At 25.5% G+C, this 16315-nt stretch carries 22 protein-coding genes and 1 pseudogene; 15 read left to right on the top strand and 8 right to left on the bottom strand.

Annotated features, from left to right (window positions below; translation table 4 throughout):
• Window positions 1-32: 32 nt before the first annotated feature.
• The 13 genes and pseudogenes from I5Q57_RS08175 to I5Q57_RS08115 all read left to right on the top strand — a co-directional run bounded on the left by I5Q57_RS08175 (window position 33) and on the right by I5Q57_RS08115 (window position 7134).
• Window positions 33-293 carry a hypothetical protein gene (locus tag I5Q57_RS08175; RefSeq protein WP_215826070.1) on the top strand — a complete coding sequence of 87 codons (261 nt, stop codon included), beginning with the start codon at window positions 33-35 and terminating at the stop codon, window positions 291-293.
• 2 nt (window positions 294-295) lie between these two features.
• Window positions 296-517, top strand: coding sequence for a hypothetical protein (locus I5Q57_RS08170; RefSeq protein WP_215826069.1), 222 nt, complete (start codon window positions 296-298; stop codon window positions 515-517).
• Window positions 518-681: 164 nt separating this feature from the next.
• Entirely contained in the window at window positions 682-912 is a 231-nt protein-coding gene (locus I5Q57_RS08165) for a hypothetical protein (RefSeq protein ID WP_215826068.1), read from the top strand.
• 48 nt (window positions 913-960) lie between these two features.
• Window positions 961-1206 (top strand): hypothetical protein, encoded by a 246-nt coding sequence (locus tag I5Q57_RS08160; RefSeq protein ID WP_215826067.1) that lies wholly within the window; start codon window positions 961-963, stop codon window positions 1204-1206.
• 24 nt (window positions 1207-1230) lie between these two features.
• On the top strand, window positions 1231-2217 hold the full coding sequence (locus I5Q57_RS08155) for a hypothetical protein (RefSeq protein WP_215826066.1): 987 nt from the start codon (window positions 1231-1233) through the stop codon (window positions 2215-2217).
• A gap of 3 nt (window positions 2218-2220) precedes the next feature.
• Window positions 2221-2406, top strand: a complete 186-nt coding sequence (locus I5Q57_RS08150) for a hypothetical protein (protein WP_215826065.1) — start codon at window positions 2221-2223, stop codon at window positions 2404-2406.
• Window positions 2407-2542: 136 nt separating this feature from the next.
• Complete coding sequence (locus tag I5Q57_RS08145; protein ID WP_215826064.1) at window positions 2543-2791, top strand: hypothetical protein; 249 nt, start codon at window positions 2543-2545, stop codon at window positions 2789-2791.
• Window positions 2792-2917: 126 nt separating this feature from the next.
• Window positions 2918-3205, top strand: coding sequence for a hypothetical protein (locus I5Q57_RS08140; RefSeq protein ID WP_215826063.1), 288 nt, complete (start codon window positions 2918-2920; stop codon window positions 3203-3205).
• 265 nt (window positions 3206-3470) lie between these two features.
• Complete coding sequence (locus I5Q57_RS08135) at window positions 3471-4136, top strand: hypothetical protein (RefSeq protein WP_215826062.1); 666 nt, start codon at window positions 3471-3473, stop codon at window positions 4134-4136.
• A gap of 459 nt (window positions 4137-4595) precedes the next feature.
• Complete coding sequence (locus I5Q57_RS08130) at window positions 4596-4850, top strand: hypothetical protein (RefSeq protein ID WP_215826061.1); 255 nt, start codon at window positions 4596-4598, stop codon at window positions 4848-4850.
• Window positions 4851-4924: 74 nt separating this feature from the next.
• Window positions 4925-6031, top strand: a pseudogene (locus I5Q57_RS08125) (IS3 family transposase).
• A 67-nt stretch (window positions 6032-6098) separates the two neighbouring features.
• Complete coding sequence (locus tag I5Q57_RS08120; protein WP_215826060.1) at window positions 6099-6584, top strand: hypothetical protein; 486 nt, start codon at window positions 6099-6101, stop codon at window positions 6582-6584.
• Window positions 6585-6642: 58 nt separating this feature from the next.
• Window positions 6643-7134 carry a hypothetical protein gene (locus I5Q57_RS08115; protein ID WP_215826059.1) on the top strand — a complete coding sequence of 164 codons (492 nt, stop codon included), beginning with the start codon at window positions 6643-6645 and terminating at the stop codon, window positions 7132-7134.
• Window positions 7135-7299: 165 nt separating this feature from the next.
• Here the strand turns inward: I5Q57_RS08115 and I5Q57_RS08110 are convergent, their stop codons facing one another.
• Window positions 7300-8013 carry a hypothetical protein gene (locus I5Q57_RS08110; protein WP_215826058.1) on the bottom strand — a complete coding sequence of 238 codons (714 nt, stop codon included), beginning with the start codon at window positions 8011-8013 and terminating at the stop codon, window positions 7300-7302.
• 723 nt (window positions 8014-8736) lie between these two features.
• Window positions 8737-9237 carry a hypothetical protein gene (locus I5Q57_RS08105; protein WP_215826057.1) on the bottom strand — a complete coding sequence of 167 codons (501 nt, stop codon included), beginning with the start codon at window positions 9235-9237 and terminating at the stop codon, window positions 8737-8739.
• Window positions 9238-9798: 561 nt separating this feature from the next.
• Here I5Q57_RS08105 and I5Q57_RS08100 point away from each other — a divergent pair.
• Both I5Q57_RS08100 and I5Q57_RS08095 read left to right on the top strand, forming a co-directional pair.
• A complete protein-coding gene (locus I5Q57_RS08100; RefSeq protein ID WP_215826056.1) occupies window positions 9799-10257 on the top strand; it encodes a hypothetical protein in 459 nt (152 codons plus the stop codon).
• On the top strand, window positions 10251-11381 hold the full coding sequence (locus I5Q57_RS08095) for an Mbov_0401 family ICE element transposase-like protein (protein WP_215826055.1): 1131 nt from the start codon (window positions 10251-10253) through the stop codon (window positions 11379-11381). Before I5Q57_RS08100 ends, I5Q57_RS08095 begins: the two co-directional genes overlap by 7 nt.
• Before the next feature lie 431 nt (window positions 11382-11812).
• On the opposite strand, the gene I5Q57_RS08090 is transcribed toward I5Q57_RS08095, so the two are convergent.
• The 6 genes from I5Q57_RS08090 to I5Q57_RS08065 all read right to left on the bottom strand — a co-directional run bounded on the left by I5Q57_RS08090 (window position 11813) and on the right by I5Q57_RS08065 (window position 16287).
• Window positions 11813-12202 (bottom strand): hypothetical protein, encoded by a 390-nt coding sequence (locus I5Q57_RS08090; RefSeq protein ID WP_215826054.1) that lies wholly within the window; start codon window positions 12200-12202, stop codon window positions 11813-11815.
• 111 nt (window positions 12203-12313) lie between these two features.
• Window positions 12314-12775, bottom strand: coding sequence for an IS1/IS1595 family N-terminal zinc-binding domain-containing protein (locus I5Q57_RS08085; protein ID WP_215826053.1), 462 nt, complete (start codon window positions 12773-12775; stop codon window positions 12314-12316).
• Window positions 12776-12883: 108 nt separating this feature from the next.
• Window positions 12884-13642, bottom strand: coding sequence for a pyrroline-5-carboxylate reductase family protein (locus I5Q57_RS08080; protein ID WP_215826052.1), 759 nt, complete (start codon window positions 13640-13642; stop codon window positions 12884-12886).
• 97 nt (window positions 13643-13739) lie between these two features.
• Window positions 13740-14297 carry an elongation factor P gene (efp, locus tag I5Q57_RS08075; RefSeq protein ID WP_215826051.1) on the bottom strand — a complete coding sequence of 186 codons (558 nt, stop codon included), beginning with the start codon at window positions 14295-14297 and terminating at the stop codon, window positions 13740-13742.
• A 2-nt stretch (window positions 14298-14299) separates the two neighbouring features.
• Window positions 14300-14977, bottom strand: coding sequence for a tRNA (adenine(22)-N(1))-methyltransferase (locus I5Q57_RS08070; protein ID WP_215826050.1), 678 nt, complete (start codon window positions 14975-14977; stop codon window positions 14300-14302).
• A 2-nt stretch (window positions 14978-14979) separates the two neighbouring features.
• Window positions 14980-16287, bottom strand: a complete 1308-nt coding sequence (locus I5Q57_RS08065) for a sigma-70 family RNA polymerase sigma factor (protein WP_215827084.1) — start codon at window positions 16285-16287, stop codon at window positions 14980-14982.
• Window positions 16288-16315: the final 28 nt, after the last annotated feature.

The raw sequence follows: 16315 nt of genomic DNA, 5'->3' as shown, positions 1-16315 counted from the left end.
AAAAATGTCTCTTAAAAGAAACACGAAACGTAATGCTTATTAAAGCCCCAAAAATTCCATGATTTAATGAACAAATCGGCATTTGGTTTCCAAAGCGATTTGTTTATAAAGGAAAATACGAAAATTCAATTTGCATTGGAATAATAAAAGATAGTAAATATCAAGTAATTTCAATTAATCAACAAGAGCAAGAAACTAAGTTAATTAAAGGGCAAGAATTGTTGGGTTTCTTCATTGCCGAAAAAGAAAACAACAAAAAAGATATAAATTATAACTATTTTAAAGGAGCTTAAAAATGAATATTGCGATTGGAATAATATTTATTATTATTTGCATAATGTTATTGGCATATTTTGCTTATAAAATTTATGCCAAAATAAAAATTAGAATTAAATATAAAAATGCCATTAAAAATAATACTGGTAATTTCACAAAAGACGATAAAGTATTTATTGCTCGCTTTGAAGAATGAGTTAAAGTCCTTAATTCGAAAGAAAATAACGAGGATAAAAAATAATGTTTTAAGAAATTATTATGGAGTTTTTAAAACTGTTTATTCCGATAGAAAAAATGCCTGCACAAGTTGCATTTATTGCCGTATTAATTATTGTCGTTACTTTTCTTTTCGCATTAATTTCAATTATGTATTTACCAATAAAAATGATTTTTGGGAGATAGAAAATGACAATAAACTTAAAAGAATTTAATTGAGAACAAATTAAACAAACTTTCTGAGATTTATTTATTCAAATTACAGCCATTCCCGCTCATATTGCTGGTGGTAAAGAAATTAATTTAACCAAAGCGCCACTTTGGCTTTTAATAGCAAACATTGCTTTTTGATTTTTAACAGCAATTATAGTGTGATTTATTCTAATGATACTTTGAAAAACCATATCAGTATTTAGCTAGAAACTAAATTAATGTCAAGAAGTTACTTTAAAGAAAGGGGGTGATTATATGATTGGAACTTTCTTGGCTGATGCACCAGCAACGGTAGAAAAAATAACAGCTAGCGGTGCGATGACTAAATTGTGAAATGCGATTATAACAGCGTTTACTAAAATGTGAGAAATTATTGCTGTTAATATGCCACAAGTCGGTAACTTCTTTGCTGACTACTGAATCTTCATTTTTCCATTTATTTTGGCAATATTCTTTATTTGCTTTAAAATGTTTGAAAAATTACTTGGAGCTGTGCGCTAACAAAAAAATAAAGTGAGGTGCAAGATGAAATTTTGCAAATGAATAATAGAAAAAAATAACCATTTTATTGAATTAAATCGCACCTCATTTTTAATTTTATGACATTGAGGAGCAATTTGATACATTTACAACGGTTATTTTAAAAACATTGTGAGCTATTTATTTTTAGCAGGTTGTATTTTAATTTTCCTTTTTAAAATCGGTAATTTAACACAAATTAACAAAGTTATTAATTTCTTAAAAAATTCACCATTAAATATTGTGATTGGTTCATTAGGAGCTGGAAAAACTGCTTTTCTAGTATACGCATCAAAATTACTAAAAAAGAAAAAATATCACATCGCTTCAACCTTTCCATTACTAGAAACCCAAAAATTAAGTTTAGGCCATACGGGATTATTAGACTTTGATTATCCGATATTGCCAGACAAAACCTTACTGTTATGAGATGAAACCAATTTATTTTTAGAAGGAACTGATTGAGAAAAAAATAATACCAAAAACGAAGAAACCGATATTCAAGAGTATTTTGCTCTGGCGCGCCATTTTGGTCATATTGTGCTCGCTAGCGGTCAAAGAGATAAACATATTTGAGTTAAAGTTCTTGATATTGCTAATAATGTGATTGTGGGAATTCGTAAAAAACCCGTTAATATTTTGCGTCCCTACTTAAAAGTCATCTATGGCACATTTACGAGCATTGAAGAATATGAACGCTGACGAAACACCTTAATTGATGCTAAAAATAGTAAAAAAGGGCGTCGCATTAAATATCGTGATATTCCTGAACTTGACATCTATTTTTTTAAACTAAAAATCCCTCTACCAATACTTAATACTTATAATTCTTTTTACCTAGCATTTTTAAGAGATTACTTAAATTCAAAAGTAAATCCTGACTATGAAGATAAATACTATGCCGACACAGCAATTGATTTAGAAGATTTGGAATACTTAAAAATGGATAAATTTAGCAAATTTTTAAGAAAAATGAAAGAAAAGGAACAATAAAAAATGGAAAATCTCGCAAAAATGGCCGACTTTCTCGCCCAAATGCTTTATAAAGTTTTTGACTTAATTTGAAGTTTAGAAGTACCAGAAACGAATATTCAAATAATATTTCCTTTATTCTTAACGCCGGCTGTAGAATTTCTTATGGCAATTATTCTCGGTTTTGGTAGTCAACAAGTTAATTTATAAAAACAACGACAATATGCTGTTAAAAATAAAGGACGGTTAAGTGCGTGAGGAAAAGTTAAAAAACAAATACAACCAATAAATTCAAATAAAATTAATTGAAAACAAAAAAATAAAAAACAAAATAAGGTAACTAACGATGTTTAAACTAATTATTATTTTTATCTTAATAACTGTGCTTGGACTATTAGCTGGTAGTCATTTTGAAACTTTAACGAACTATATTAGCGAAGGCCTTACAAATTTTCAAAAGTTTATTACTAGCAATTTAACAATTTTAGAACTATTTAAACCAATGGCTCGGACATTTTCGCAACACCCAATCTTTACCATTCTTGATGTCACTTGTGTACTTATTGCTTTATTTATTGTGATTAAAGGACAATAAAAATATGAAAGGAAAATAAAAATTAAAAAACTTTTAGGAAAATTATTTAAAAAAGATAATTCAAAAGAAAAACTGCCATTAAAATTAAGAATTAAAAATTCTTTTAAAAAGCAGTGGTTAAAAATAGTGTTAAGTATCATTTTCATCTTTATAAGCTTATTAATTTGTGCATTAACAGTAAGTGATACTAAATGAATAACTGGAACAAATAAAGAATTTAATGATTTTATGAATCAAGAGATGGTTAATTTCTTTGGCAAGTTCAATAGTGGTATTATGCTGGCAGGAATATTTGTTTTTTGATGAGGTGGAGCAATATATTTTGCAATTAAATTTGAAAAATTAATCCGCTTTATTGTTCAAAAAATTAAAGTAAAAAGAGCCTTTAAAAATGAAATCAAACAAACTAATTAATTCTTTAAAAAAATATTGACGGAGAATTTTGCCTTACATTTTTATGATTATTATCTTTTTCATTCCATTTTTAAAATTGGAAATTAATGATTTGAAATTATTATATGAAAAATTTGAAGCATTAATTTCACTTATGATATTAGGATATTTAGATATATGCATTACAATAGCTGTAATTATAAATTGTGGTATTGAGTAACTTATTAAAAAAATTAAAGAAAAAAGAACAATGAAAAATAAAATTTTTTAAAAAGGAGTGATAAAAATGTTTATGAAAATATTTACCGTGTTAATTATTATTTTCAATAACATTTTTACCATTCCACAAAACATTAACAATAACAAATCAACAGCACAATCACTAATTAGAAATAAAAGACAAGGTAATAAAGTTTATAATTTTGAAATCATAAATCTAGAAAAAATAAGATTTTTAACGGAAAGACGAGACCGCGACCTTTTAAAAGTTGAGATAACAACAGAATATAATATAAAAGCAAATATAGATAAACAACTATCAAATTTAAAAAATATAAAAATTTTTAGTTTAGAGTTTAATGCAGAGCTTGTAAATAACAGAATTAAACAAAAAGACTTTCAAAAAATAACAAATACTTATGGAACAAAAATAGATACTTCCAATTTAAATTTTTATACCTGAATGATTAATATACCCAATAAAACAATAAAAATTAAAGCACAAGGAACAGAATTACTAACTTTTGAACATGTTAATACTAACAATTATAAATTAAATAAAACAAATAATTTTGAAATTGAAATTGAAAAAGATAGTACTGATATTGACTTACCAACAACAACTATTAAATTTGATGACAACCATAACTATAATGATGTCATTGAGAACCTTGATTACTTAATGATTCATCGTGGTGATTTTGATAAATTTAATTACTCTTATCTCTATTAAACGCCAATATTCAATTTCATTGACACTTTAGAAAAGGGTTATTACAAAGAATTTATCATTAAAAATAATGGTTTTAAAAACGAAAGCTATTTTTATCATAAGACTTCTAGTGGTGAAGATGAAATTAATAATAATATTTTAAAAATTAAAGCTTTTAATAAAACCTTAATCGCAGGTAATAACTATTTACAATTATTACACGGTGAAAGTGAAATCTGAAAATATAACACCGAAAATACTAACGATTATTATCTAATTAAGTATCTTTTCGGAACATTAAATTATCTTAATGTTAAATTTAGTTTTCTACGCTATGGCCCCGATTTACGAAATGACATTTACTTTTATTTTAAAAATAACATTCCTAGTATTAATAACAGCAATTACAAAAATATTTTTGATGAAATCTATGAAATACTTGGCAACTTCTTTGCTAGTTTATTTTATGCTACTTTTGATATGGACGAAAAAACTCATACCAAAATTGATTTTAAGGGTGTAGATAATTACAACAAAGATTACTTTATTCAAATCGGTTTCTTTTATCGTTCGTTAATTACTTTTTATCCCAAAAAATATTTAATCAATGTTACTGGTAATTTGGAATTATTACTAAGAAGTTATTTCTTTACTTTTGATAAAAAAACGCATCAAGAAAATTATAATGCGATTAAAAATAATAACAGCATTTATCAAATTGAATTTAATGGATAGGTTACAATAAGTTGAACCATATTTATGTGGAATTTCAAATAAAATAAAATTATTAAGAAAGTAGGAAGATAAAAATGGGAAAAAACTCATATTCAAATAAATTTAAAAAACAAATTGTCATGCTTTATCAAAACGGAAAAAGCATTGTTGAAATTATTAAAGAATACGGAATTTCAAAATCAGCCGTATATCAGTGAATTGAAAATTTTAATAATTTTGGGTCATTTAAAGTGCAAGATAATCGCACTGTCGAAGAAAATTAATTAATTTACTTGCGAAAAGAAAACCAACAATTACGAATGGAAAATGACATTTTAAAGCAAGCAGCACTTATAATTGGCAAAAAATAGGAATTATTAACAATAATAAAGAAAAATATTCCGTGCTAAAAATGTGTCAAATATTAAAAATAGCAAAATCAACATATTATTATCAAACTAATAATTGTGTTAAGTATGATGTTAATAATTATGAAGAAGAAGTTATCAGTGCATTTAATAAAAGTCGTAAAATTTATGGTGCTCGTAAAATTAAAGTTGTTTTAATGAGAAAAGATATTATCTTATCACGTCGAAAAATCAGATTCCTTATGATCAAAAATAATTTGGTTTCTAAATACACCAAATTAAAATATCGTAATCATAAAACAATGGTTAATAATGACCAAATTAGTAATGTTTTAAATCGTCAATTTAATAACAAAAAACCTAATGAAGTTGTTGTTAGTGATTTAACATATGTGCAAGTCGGAGGAAAACGACATTATATTTGTTTATTAATTGACTTGTTTAATCGAGAAATAATTGGCTATAGTGCCAGACCAAACAAAACAGCTGAACTAGTTCAACAAGCTTTTCATAAAATAACACGACCATTAAATAAAATAACTTTATTTCATACTGATCGTGGTAATGCGTTCAAAAATAAAATCATTGATGAAATTTTAATAACCTTTAATATTAAAAGATCATTGAGTGCGAAGGGTTGTCCTTATGACAATGCTGTGGCTGAAACAACTTACAAAACTTTTAAAACGGAATTTATCAAGGGTAAAAAATTTGAAAATTTAACACAATTAAAATGTTAATTTTTATTTTGTTAATTGATACAATAATCTTAGAGTACATGGCAGTTTAAATTATTTAACGCCTGTTGAATTTAGAAAATGACAGTCTACATAAAAAGTGTCCAAAAAAGGGTTGCCATACCATTAATGTCCTTAAATCTTATGATAACAAAGTCATTACCTTGCCAACCAACAAGACTGTTAATAGTATTAATTATCTCAATACCGATATTGATATTCGTTACGGTATTAATATTTTTACCTTAACTTTTACACTTTATCACAAAGGTAATGCCTATAACTACAATTTTAAAATTTATGACTTTAATGTCTTAAATTCCATGGCCTTTATTCCTTACGGTTCAACCAACTCAGAATGAGATGATTTAATTCCGCCGGCAAATTGCAAATATTCAGGGCGATGAATACCAACCTTTAATGATATTGGTTGTGCCATTCAGAATGCTGGCATTAAAATGATTAACTGAATATTGACAGCGTCAAAAATCATTACGATTTTACGATTGTTAGCAATCATTGCAAAAGCAACAGTTAACTTTTCAGCCTCCATTTTTCCAGTTTTTAAAACCGTACCAGCTTTTTACTATACCTTTCAGTTTTTAATCGGTTTTGCCATTTTTCTAATGATTTTAAGGATTTTCATATAATATATATATATATATATATATATATATATCGAAAAAACAAAATGAAGGAGTTAATTTTATGAAATTTTTAAACATAACCGCTATTTTAGGATTAATAACACTGCCAATTATTGGCTGTTCTAAAAAAGCAAATGAATCAGTAGAACAAAAAAATAACGAAAATAAAACTTATGATTTTGAAATTAGAGACCTAGAAAAAGTGAATTTTTGGGTTTCGAATTCAACAAATAGTATTGCAGAGGTTAACATATATAAAAAAAATAATAGCAATATAAATGAAAAATTACCAGAATTAAAAAACTTAAACGATTTTACTTTCCAATTTACAAAAGAATTGCAAAATAATCAGGATAAACAAGAAAAAATTAGAAACTTAATAACAACATATGGACAAAAAATAAAAGAAAATAGCACTTATAAAACATGAGTAATTAATAAAAAAATAACAATTAAAGCACAAGGCACAGATTTATATAATTTCAAAGATTTTTTCGATAAAACAAATTACAGATTAAATGAAACAAATAATTTTCAAATTGAAACTCCTTAAATAACTAAATTCAAAAACTGTTAAAATCACTACCCCAAAAGTTGTGGCTTTATATGACGATACTGCTATCTATTAAAAAACTTTTTTATTTTTTTATTTTGACAAAATAAAAAATAAGTATTTAAATTTAAATACTGATTTAGTAAAAATATTTTTAATCTTAATTTAAATTAGATAATTAACAAATATATTAAAATTTGAAGTCAGTGTGTATAATAAATATTTTTCTCTTTTAATTAATAATGTTAAATTTGATTCTACCCCTAGTCAATCGCCTTCGGTGTTGGTTATAATGACAAAACCATCATTTTCATTATCTAATATTTCAAAATAACCATTTATTTGTTCGAAATGAAGTACTATTACTTTTACAAAAGTTTTGAAATCTTCATTTGTGACACCTCCGCCTCAGCCAGAATGGTCATTTATAACAAATTTATTTTTAATAATTTTAATAATGTGTGCTTGTGAATTTTTATTTTGTTTAATTTCTTTTCATGTGTTTTTGTTAATTTTAATTTTTAATTTATCACGGGCTAGAAATTTATATCATTTTTCAATTTTATCATAAACATTATGATGAATTGAAGCTGGCAACGTAATATCAGATGTCGAATGATGATGAAAAGCAAAATACATTCATGTTCCTGCAATTGCCAATCCTCCAATCACTAAGGATAACCCTAGAGTTTCTGGAGCCAGAGCGGCAGCAGTACCGGTTTCCCCAGCTATAATTCCGCCTTCAACCGCTGCTGTTTCAGCAACAGTAATTGTTTCCGCGGCGGCTAAACTTTCTGTTGTACTTGTCGATAAGAGTGAGGTCATTTCCATTGCTTCTGCATTTGTGACACTAGTAGTGGCGGTACTACTAACAGTCATTTTTGTTCCATAAGCTGTTAATGCGCCCCCACTTAAAGCTGCTAATCCAGTATTTGTTAATTTTTCTTTAAAAGTTTTTTTATCATTTTCAGATAATGTTTTATAATAACGATTAATTTCATTTAATCTTTTTAATTTTTCTTCTTTTGAAAGAACGTTGTATTTATTTACTATTTTATGTTTATTATTATAATTAGATAAATTTTTAAATTTTCAATATCTTTTAAACTAATTTGTTCTATTTGTTGATCTGAAAAATGATATTCATTATTTTTTAATTGTAATGGATTTAAATTTAATTTACCGTTATTAACATTTGAATTTAAAAATTTTCTAGAAAAAATTTCATAATATTGATCATGATCATTTTCTGTTATTTTTTGTTGATTGTTTGTCCCTGTAACTCCATTATTTCCATCTGTCCTTGGAGTAGTGCTATGATTTATTTTTCGTTGTTTATTAGATTTATCATCTTTTTGATCATCATTAAAATTTTGTGATCTTTTATTATTAACAATACTAAAAGTTACTTCTACATGTCCTCTATAGTTATTGCTTATAATTGTTGCTGAATTTGTAGAAACTCTTGTAACTATTAAATCACGAGTTGTTAAGTCAGAATTTGGATTTCTTCTTAAAATTTATTCTATAATTGTTTCAGGTCTATTATCTGATATTGCTTTTAAATTAGTATTTTCAATAACAGATGATAAAATAGTTTTTTTATGTCGTATTACAATTTTTTTTATTATTTGGTGAACTATTTCGTGAATTGTCTCTATAAACAATTCTTGTTTCATCTGGTGAACTATTTCATGAATTGTCTCTATAAAAAATTCTTGTTTCATCCGGCGAACTATCACTACTTAGTCCTGATCTATTTCATACCACAGTTCTTCCTTCATCTTGTGAATAAGAATAAACACAATTTAAAGGAACAAAGGTTACTCTTATTGAAAGTATAAAATTAATAGTTAAACTTTCTATTAATGCTGACGAATCTGTTATGTTTGTAATTCTTAAGTCATCAACTGTTAATAAATTGCTTAAATTATTTCTTAATATAAATTGTCTTGCAATTATTTCAATACTATTATTTTGAATTTTATTTAAATTCAAAATAGCATCTTCATTTGTTATACCTAAAATTTCATTAAAATCAACTATGTCAGAATTAAAATTAATATTAAATCTTAATACTACTAGGAATTGAATTTGCTTCACCCGGAGCCCCTTATATTTTGTCTTGCATGTATTATTGCTGAATTAGCGGTAATCTCTTCAAAATCAATATTTTCTAAAAAATCTTATCGAGACAAGATTGAGTGATTAATTTCATTTAATCTTTTTATAACACTATTCTCACTAACTTTTTTTATTTCACCGATATTGATTGTTGCAATTATATTTTTTAACGATGGTGGAGTTTGTCTTTTATTTCTTTTTCTTGTATTGAAACAATGCTTGTCGTGGCTACAGTTAACATAGCACTACTAGCAATTGTAACAGTTCCTAATAATTATAAAAGCTTTTTCATTTTTTTGCGTGCCTTTGTTTCTTGTTCTTAAATTATTTTTAAGACAAGTAAAATTGTACTATAAATGTAATTAAAATAATTTTAAAAATTTATTATTTAGACATTTGATAGTTTTAAATGATGTTAATGTGTATTGATGTTACAAAAATTGTTTATAGTTATTTAATAATTTTACAAGCAACAACACAACTAGTTATAATAAAATTAAATTAACAAAAACAATTAAATAGAAAGCAGGTTTATAAACAATGAAATATATTATCGCCGAGAATCAGTTATCAAACCTAGAAGCACGCTTACAATGCTGATTAAAGAGTTTTTATCTCGGTAAAAACTATCATAAAACTAAAAAACGAATTAACAGTTATTTAAACCTATGCAAACAATTTCATACCGAAAAAAATACTTTAAAATCATTAATTAAAAAACACTTTCATAATATTGATATAACTTTTTATCGTTGAGCTAAAAAAATTATTAATGGTTATTATGCAAATGATTTTAGTAATTTAATAATTAAATCAACAAAACCATTAAGTCCTCATTATCAATTTAACATTGAAAGTCGTAAAAAAGTATGTGATTTATTTTACAAATACAAAAACATTAAAGCTGGTGGTTTTTGATTATTATATAACAATATCCTAAGAGGTGAACATGACGCCCATAAATATGATTTACCAAGAAAGGTGGTTTTTTTATGTTAGAAATTAATAATAATGTAAAAACCTTAGAAAATAAGCATTGATTCAGTTTATTTGCAACCCATAAAAACATGTACACCAATAAATGCAAACAATTAGCTAATAAATATGAAAAATTAGATGAATACCTATATTTAGATCATTATCTTTTAAAACAAGGTTATAAAGTAGTTCATTTTGCTTGAAGAACAATTATTACAATTTTTGGTGAAGTTATTTTTAAACGACGCCGATATAAATATTGAAATCAAAAATCAGGTAAATTTGAATATGTATGTTTATTAGATAAAGAAATTGGTTTATTACCGGAACAACGCATTTATTTTGATGTCAAATTTAAAGTTTTAAGTCTTTTAGGTGATGGTAAACGCTATTGCGATGTTTTAGATGCTCTAAATCATTGTTATATTTCAAAAGCTAGTATTTCAAGTATTTTAAATAAATATGATATTGCTGAATATTTTCAACTAGCAGAAAAAGAAACTAAAACTAGAATTGATGTCAAAAATAAGGATTTATATATTCAACTAGATGAGACCTTTTTAGCGGCATTAGATCATAAAGTTAAACAAGACCAAAGAATTCGTTTAGTTACTTTTCATACCGGACATAAAGAAAAAAAATACAAAAATGCTCGTAGAGAATTAGAAAACAAACGAGGTCATTTTCTAATGTTAAAAGTTGGCAAACGAATAAATACGATGGATTATCGTGATTTATTAATTAAGGAATTACAAAAAAATTATGTAAATATTAATTATGACAAAATAATTGTTTGTGGCGATGGTGATACTTGAATTAGAGAAATTGCCAATAGTTTTGGTAATATTAGATATATTTTAGATGGTTATCATGATATTAAAAAGTTAAAACAAACTGCATTTAATATTATTTTTGAAAATCGTAAAGTAACACTAAATAGTTGAATTAAATTATATAAGGATGGAAATCGTCAAGAATTAATCAAAAACATTCGTAGTAGTGTTGCTAAAAATGAATTAAATAAAGATATTAAAACAAATTTAAGAAAGGCGAGTAATTATTTCAGTAATAATAAACAAGGTATTCATAATCAAAATTTAGAATGAAATATCGGTTGTAGCATTGAAAGTGATGTATCGCATTAGGTAAAACAACAATTAGGATATGGAGCAAAAATATATAATCATAAGAATTTAAATAATCTATTACATTTAAGAATGGCAAATTTAAACAAATTAAATGTATTACATTATATTAATGAAAATATTAATTAAGAAATAGAAATCAGAAAAGAAATATATAAAACTTCATTATGAAATAAATATAATAAGAAAAATGATGATAGTTGAATTAATAAAGGTGGTATTATATATACGAATAAATATAGAAAACATAAATTTATATAATTAGTAAAAATTCAATAATATGATAAAATCATAACGAATAAAATAACAATAACAAGAAAGGCAGGGTTAGTTTAGTAATTAAATAATATAATTAGCTGATTGTTTTACTTCTTCAAAGCAATACCTAAGAAAACTAAACGCGACCAAATTACTATTTTTACTTTAATTTTTTATACATTAAAATATAATACCGCTGTTTGTTGGTTTGGAGTTAAACCCTTATGTTGGTATTTTCATTTTCAGAGATTTAAATAATTTTGAATATTAGTAAAACCTAAACCATGATAATGAATTAAGGCTTCTTTAAGACTAGATTGTAATTTACTGATTTTATTTAAGTTACGATAACTAATTTCAGGATTAATTGTTGTTTTAGTTACACATAAAGTAGAATTTGTTTGTTTTGCTACTAAAAAATATAATTTTTGCATATCAGAAGTAATAATTGAATTTTGGTTAATTAATTCTTTGTTCATATTTTCAATAACTCATTGTTTTTGTAAACGTTTGGTGTTTGTGGATTTAACATAAATATTATTATTATTATTATCAACTGCCATTTGAATACAGCATTTAGTATTAGTTGCGAATGGGTCAAGGTGAATTCTTCGTGGATCAGTTTTATGTTTGAAATTCCCTTTATGAATTTCTTTAATAAATGTTTCATCGATTTAGATTTTACCAGATAATTTTTTAAATTTTAATTGGGTATTTTCTAATTGTTTTGATTTCATTAATTTTTGACGATTATATCAAGCAGTTTTTAATGTAGTTTTAATAAAACGAGAAATTGTTTTATTAAATTGCCCCAGCAATGAAATTTGAATTAATAAATTTCATTGTTCATAATTTAAATGACTTCAATAAATAAAATGATTACGAAAAGCGTCAAAACTTGCACGGCAATTTTTACATAAATATTTTTGTTTTCCTTCTGAATTATGTCCATTTTTAACGCAATGGTAAGATTCACATTTAGGGCATTTAATACCTTGTGCTCTAAATTTTTTATCAATTTCATTTAAACGTTTTTGTTTTTTTATTAATTCTGCTTGTTGTTTGACTTTTTCATAAAATTCTAAAAATTGATCATCTGTTAAAGTATTTACTAGTTCTTGAATTATTTTTTCCATAATTATTATCCACCTCTATCATATTAAAAATATACCTAAAATTAAGTATATTCAATAAATATCAAGAGTTTTCTACAAAATTAAAATATTTTTTTGATAATTTTAATTTTAGATACTATCTTCTAGTTGTTTACTCCTTAACATACAAGCATTTACAGCATCACTAATAATATTTTGCAAGTTATTATTTTCAAAAACTTTAATTGCTGCCATTGTTGTACCATCAGGCGGTGTTGCATTTTCTTGCAATTTTTTTAGCGCTAAATCACTATTTAAAATATTTATCGCAACACCAAGTAATAAACCACCAACAATTGTTTTGGCTTCATCTTTACTAAGATTATTATTTTCAGCAATTTCTATTAACGGTTGTAATCAATGATATAAATAACCACTAGCACTACCGCAAATAGCAATAAACAAATGAATTTGTTTTTCACTTAATGAAATGGTTTGACCACAATAATTAAAAATGTTTAATGCTTGCTCATTAGCTTCAACATTACCCTCTTCACAAATCATTGTCATTGAATTATTAAACTGACAAGAAATATTGGGCATTACTCTTGTAACCCCACAATCTTTAAATATTGTTTTTAACAATGTCATATTAATTCCTGATGCCACAGAAATTATTATCTTCTGAGTAAATAAATTTGTTAATTGCTCTTTTAATTTTAAAATATCTTGTGGGGTTAATGCTAAGATAATTATTTCACAATCGCTTAAAAATTCTCATTGTTTACTTGCACTAATATGACGATTATTTCAATATTGAAAACTTTTATCACTATTAATAACAACTTTAATATTTTCGTTAGTAAAATCATTAGTATTTAATATAACCCATCAATAATTGCTTTCCACATATTGCCAGCACCTAAAAATCCAATTTTCACTTTAATTAACTCCTTTATATGTTTGTAATAATTATGACATAAAAAAAATAACCTTTTAGGTTATTTTAAGATCGATGCTGATATTTACCATCAACTGTGGAAACAACAATATAATCATCTGTATTAATAAATAATGGTACTTGTAATGCTAATCCAGTTTCAGCAACTGCTCTTTTGCTTGGCGAAGAACCACTATCACCTTTAACAGCCTGTTCAGCTTCAATAATTTTTAAAGTTACTTTATATGGTAACGAAATCGTTAAAATTTCATTATCATATTGTAATACTTGAACTGGTAAATTAGAAGTTAAAAACTTTAATTCTCATGCCATTTTTGTTTTATTAATTTCAACTTGTTCATAACTTTCATTATCCATAAAAATCAAGTTATTGCCATCACTATATAAATATTGCATCACGCGTTTATCAAGATGCGCCCGTTCAAATTTATCACCACTAGTAAAAGTTAAATTAATAATTGCATTGCTTCGCAAATTTTTAACTTTAGCTTTAACATTTGCTTGGCCTCTTCCGGATTGAGCACGACCAGTATCTAAGACTAAAAATAGATTACCACTATGTATAAAAGTCATGCCATTGCGTAAATCATTAACATTAATCATCTTTATTTCTTCTTTTGCTTTTGCAATTTATTTCTAATTAACAAAACTTGTAAATTCATTATGGCATTAATTTGATTTGGGGTTAATTTATTGATAATATTTTCATAATGAAAAATTTTGTCGGTTCACATTTTCTTAAATAATAACTCATATTTATTTTCTAAATTTAGTCCAAACATAATTTGTTCATCACTAACAATTAAACAACCGTGCGTTTTATTAATAACAATAATCTCATAAATAAAATTATTATCTTTAATTAATAATTCGTCTTCAATAAAATAATTATGGTCTTGTGCTCATTTACGAATTTTAGACATTTCATTATTTGTTTGAATTATATAACGATTAATTGATTGATAATCATTAGTTAAAATATTAATAATTGTCTTGGCGCCTAATCCCGCAATAATAACACAATTAATGTTATCACTAGCATTAATTCATTTAATGCCATCTCCTAAAATTGGAAAAATATTATTTTGTAATTGATTTCGAATAATATTTTTCTGAGCTTGTGCTAATGCTTTAGGGTTAATATCACTAACAAAAATATTATTCATTCCTTTTTTCTTTACTAAATAAATAGAAACTAAACCGTGGTCACAAGCAATATCAGCAACAATATCATTAGTATTAACTAAATTAGCAATTGTTGCTAAACGATGAGATAGTTTCATTATTAACCTTTATAAAAATCTTTCAAAACTCTTGACCTTGAAGGACTTCTTAATTTGCGACAAGCTTTAGCTTCAATTTGACGAATTCTTTCTCTGGTAACACCAAATTCACTACCAACTTCTTCTAATGTTTTTGGTGAATCATACTTAGTTAAATGTTTATCAATAACATAATCATTTAAATTAATTACCTTTTCAATTGACGTATCAAACTTAAAATCTAAATTCATTATTTCACTAATTAATTCATCTTTTTCGCTTCCCTCTTCTGCTAAATTAACTAGCGATCGAATTTTAGTCGGTAGTAAACCAAAACGCATCCGAATAACCTTTTCCTCGCGTTTATTTAAGATTTCTTCAAAAACCTTATCTAATTGTTCTCGTAATGATTCTCGTTCAGCATAATCATCTGGTGAAAAAATATCTTTGTCTTCAACAAAATCAGCAAAGTGTGTATCATCTTCTTCGCCAATTGGCTTTTCTAAAGAAACTGGTTCCATTGATAATCGTTTAATTTCACGAACTTTTTCAGCAGTCATTCCCAAACCAATTTTTTCTGCAACTTCAGTGTGGGTTGGTTCCCGACCTAATTCTTGGGTTAATTGGCGTTCAATTCTTGTTAATTTATTAATAGTTTCCACCATATGAACCGGTATTCGAATCGTTCTTGCTTGATCGGCAATCGCTCTTGTAATTGCTTGACGAATTCATCAAGTTGCATAAGTAGAAAATTTAAATCCTCGGCGATAATCAAAACGATCAACTGCTTTCATTAAACCAATATTTCCTTCTTCAATTAAATCTGAAAAATCTAAACCACGATTAGTATGCCTTCTAGCTACTGAAACAACTAACTTTAAGTTAGAAATAATTAACTTATTTCGTCCATATTGTTTAATTTCAAGATCAGATGAATCCAACATTCTTGCATATTTCACTTCTTCTTCTTTTGTTAAAATTTTACTTGAACCTAAACGATTAAAGTAGGCTTTAATAATGTCATGAATTTTAGTTTCATTAGAAATACTTGGACCATTATTTTTAAAGTTAATAACAATATCATCATCTTCATCAAAAATAGCTCGCTCTTTAACAATATCATCATATTCAAAATCAGAATGTTCTAAATCAATATCAACTTCATCATCATCAACTAAATCAGTTCAAACAACACCATCATTTTGTAGTTCATTAATAAAAGATTCTAAGAGTCCAACTTCAATATCTAACATTTCAACTGCTTTTAAAACCTCTTCTTGACTAATATGATTATCATTTTTTTTAATCTTTTTTAATAAGTCATACTTAATCTCATCAAAAGTTTTTTTTTAAATATTC

Source organism: Spiroplasma endosymbiont of 'Nebria riversi' (assembly GCF_018831625.1).
In the GTDB taxonomy this organism is placed as follows: domain Bacteria; phylum Bacillota_I; class Bacilli_A; order Mycoplasmatales; family Nriv7; genus Nriv7.
Note: the sequence above shows the minus strand (reverse complement) of the source record. Positions and strands in the feature narration are given on the sequence as shown.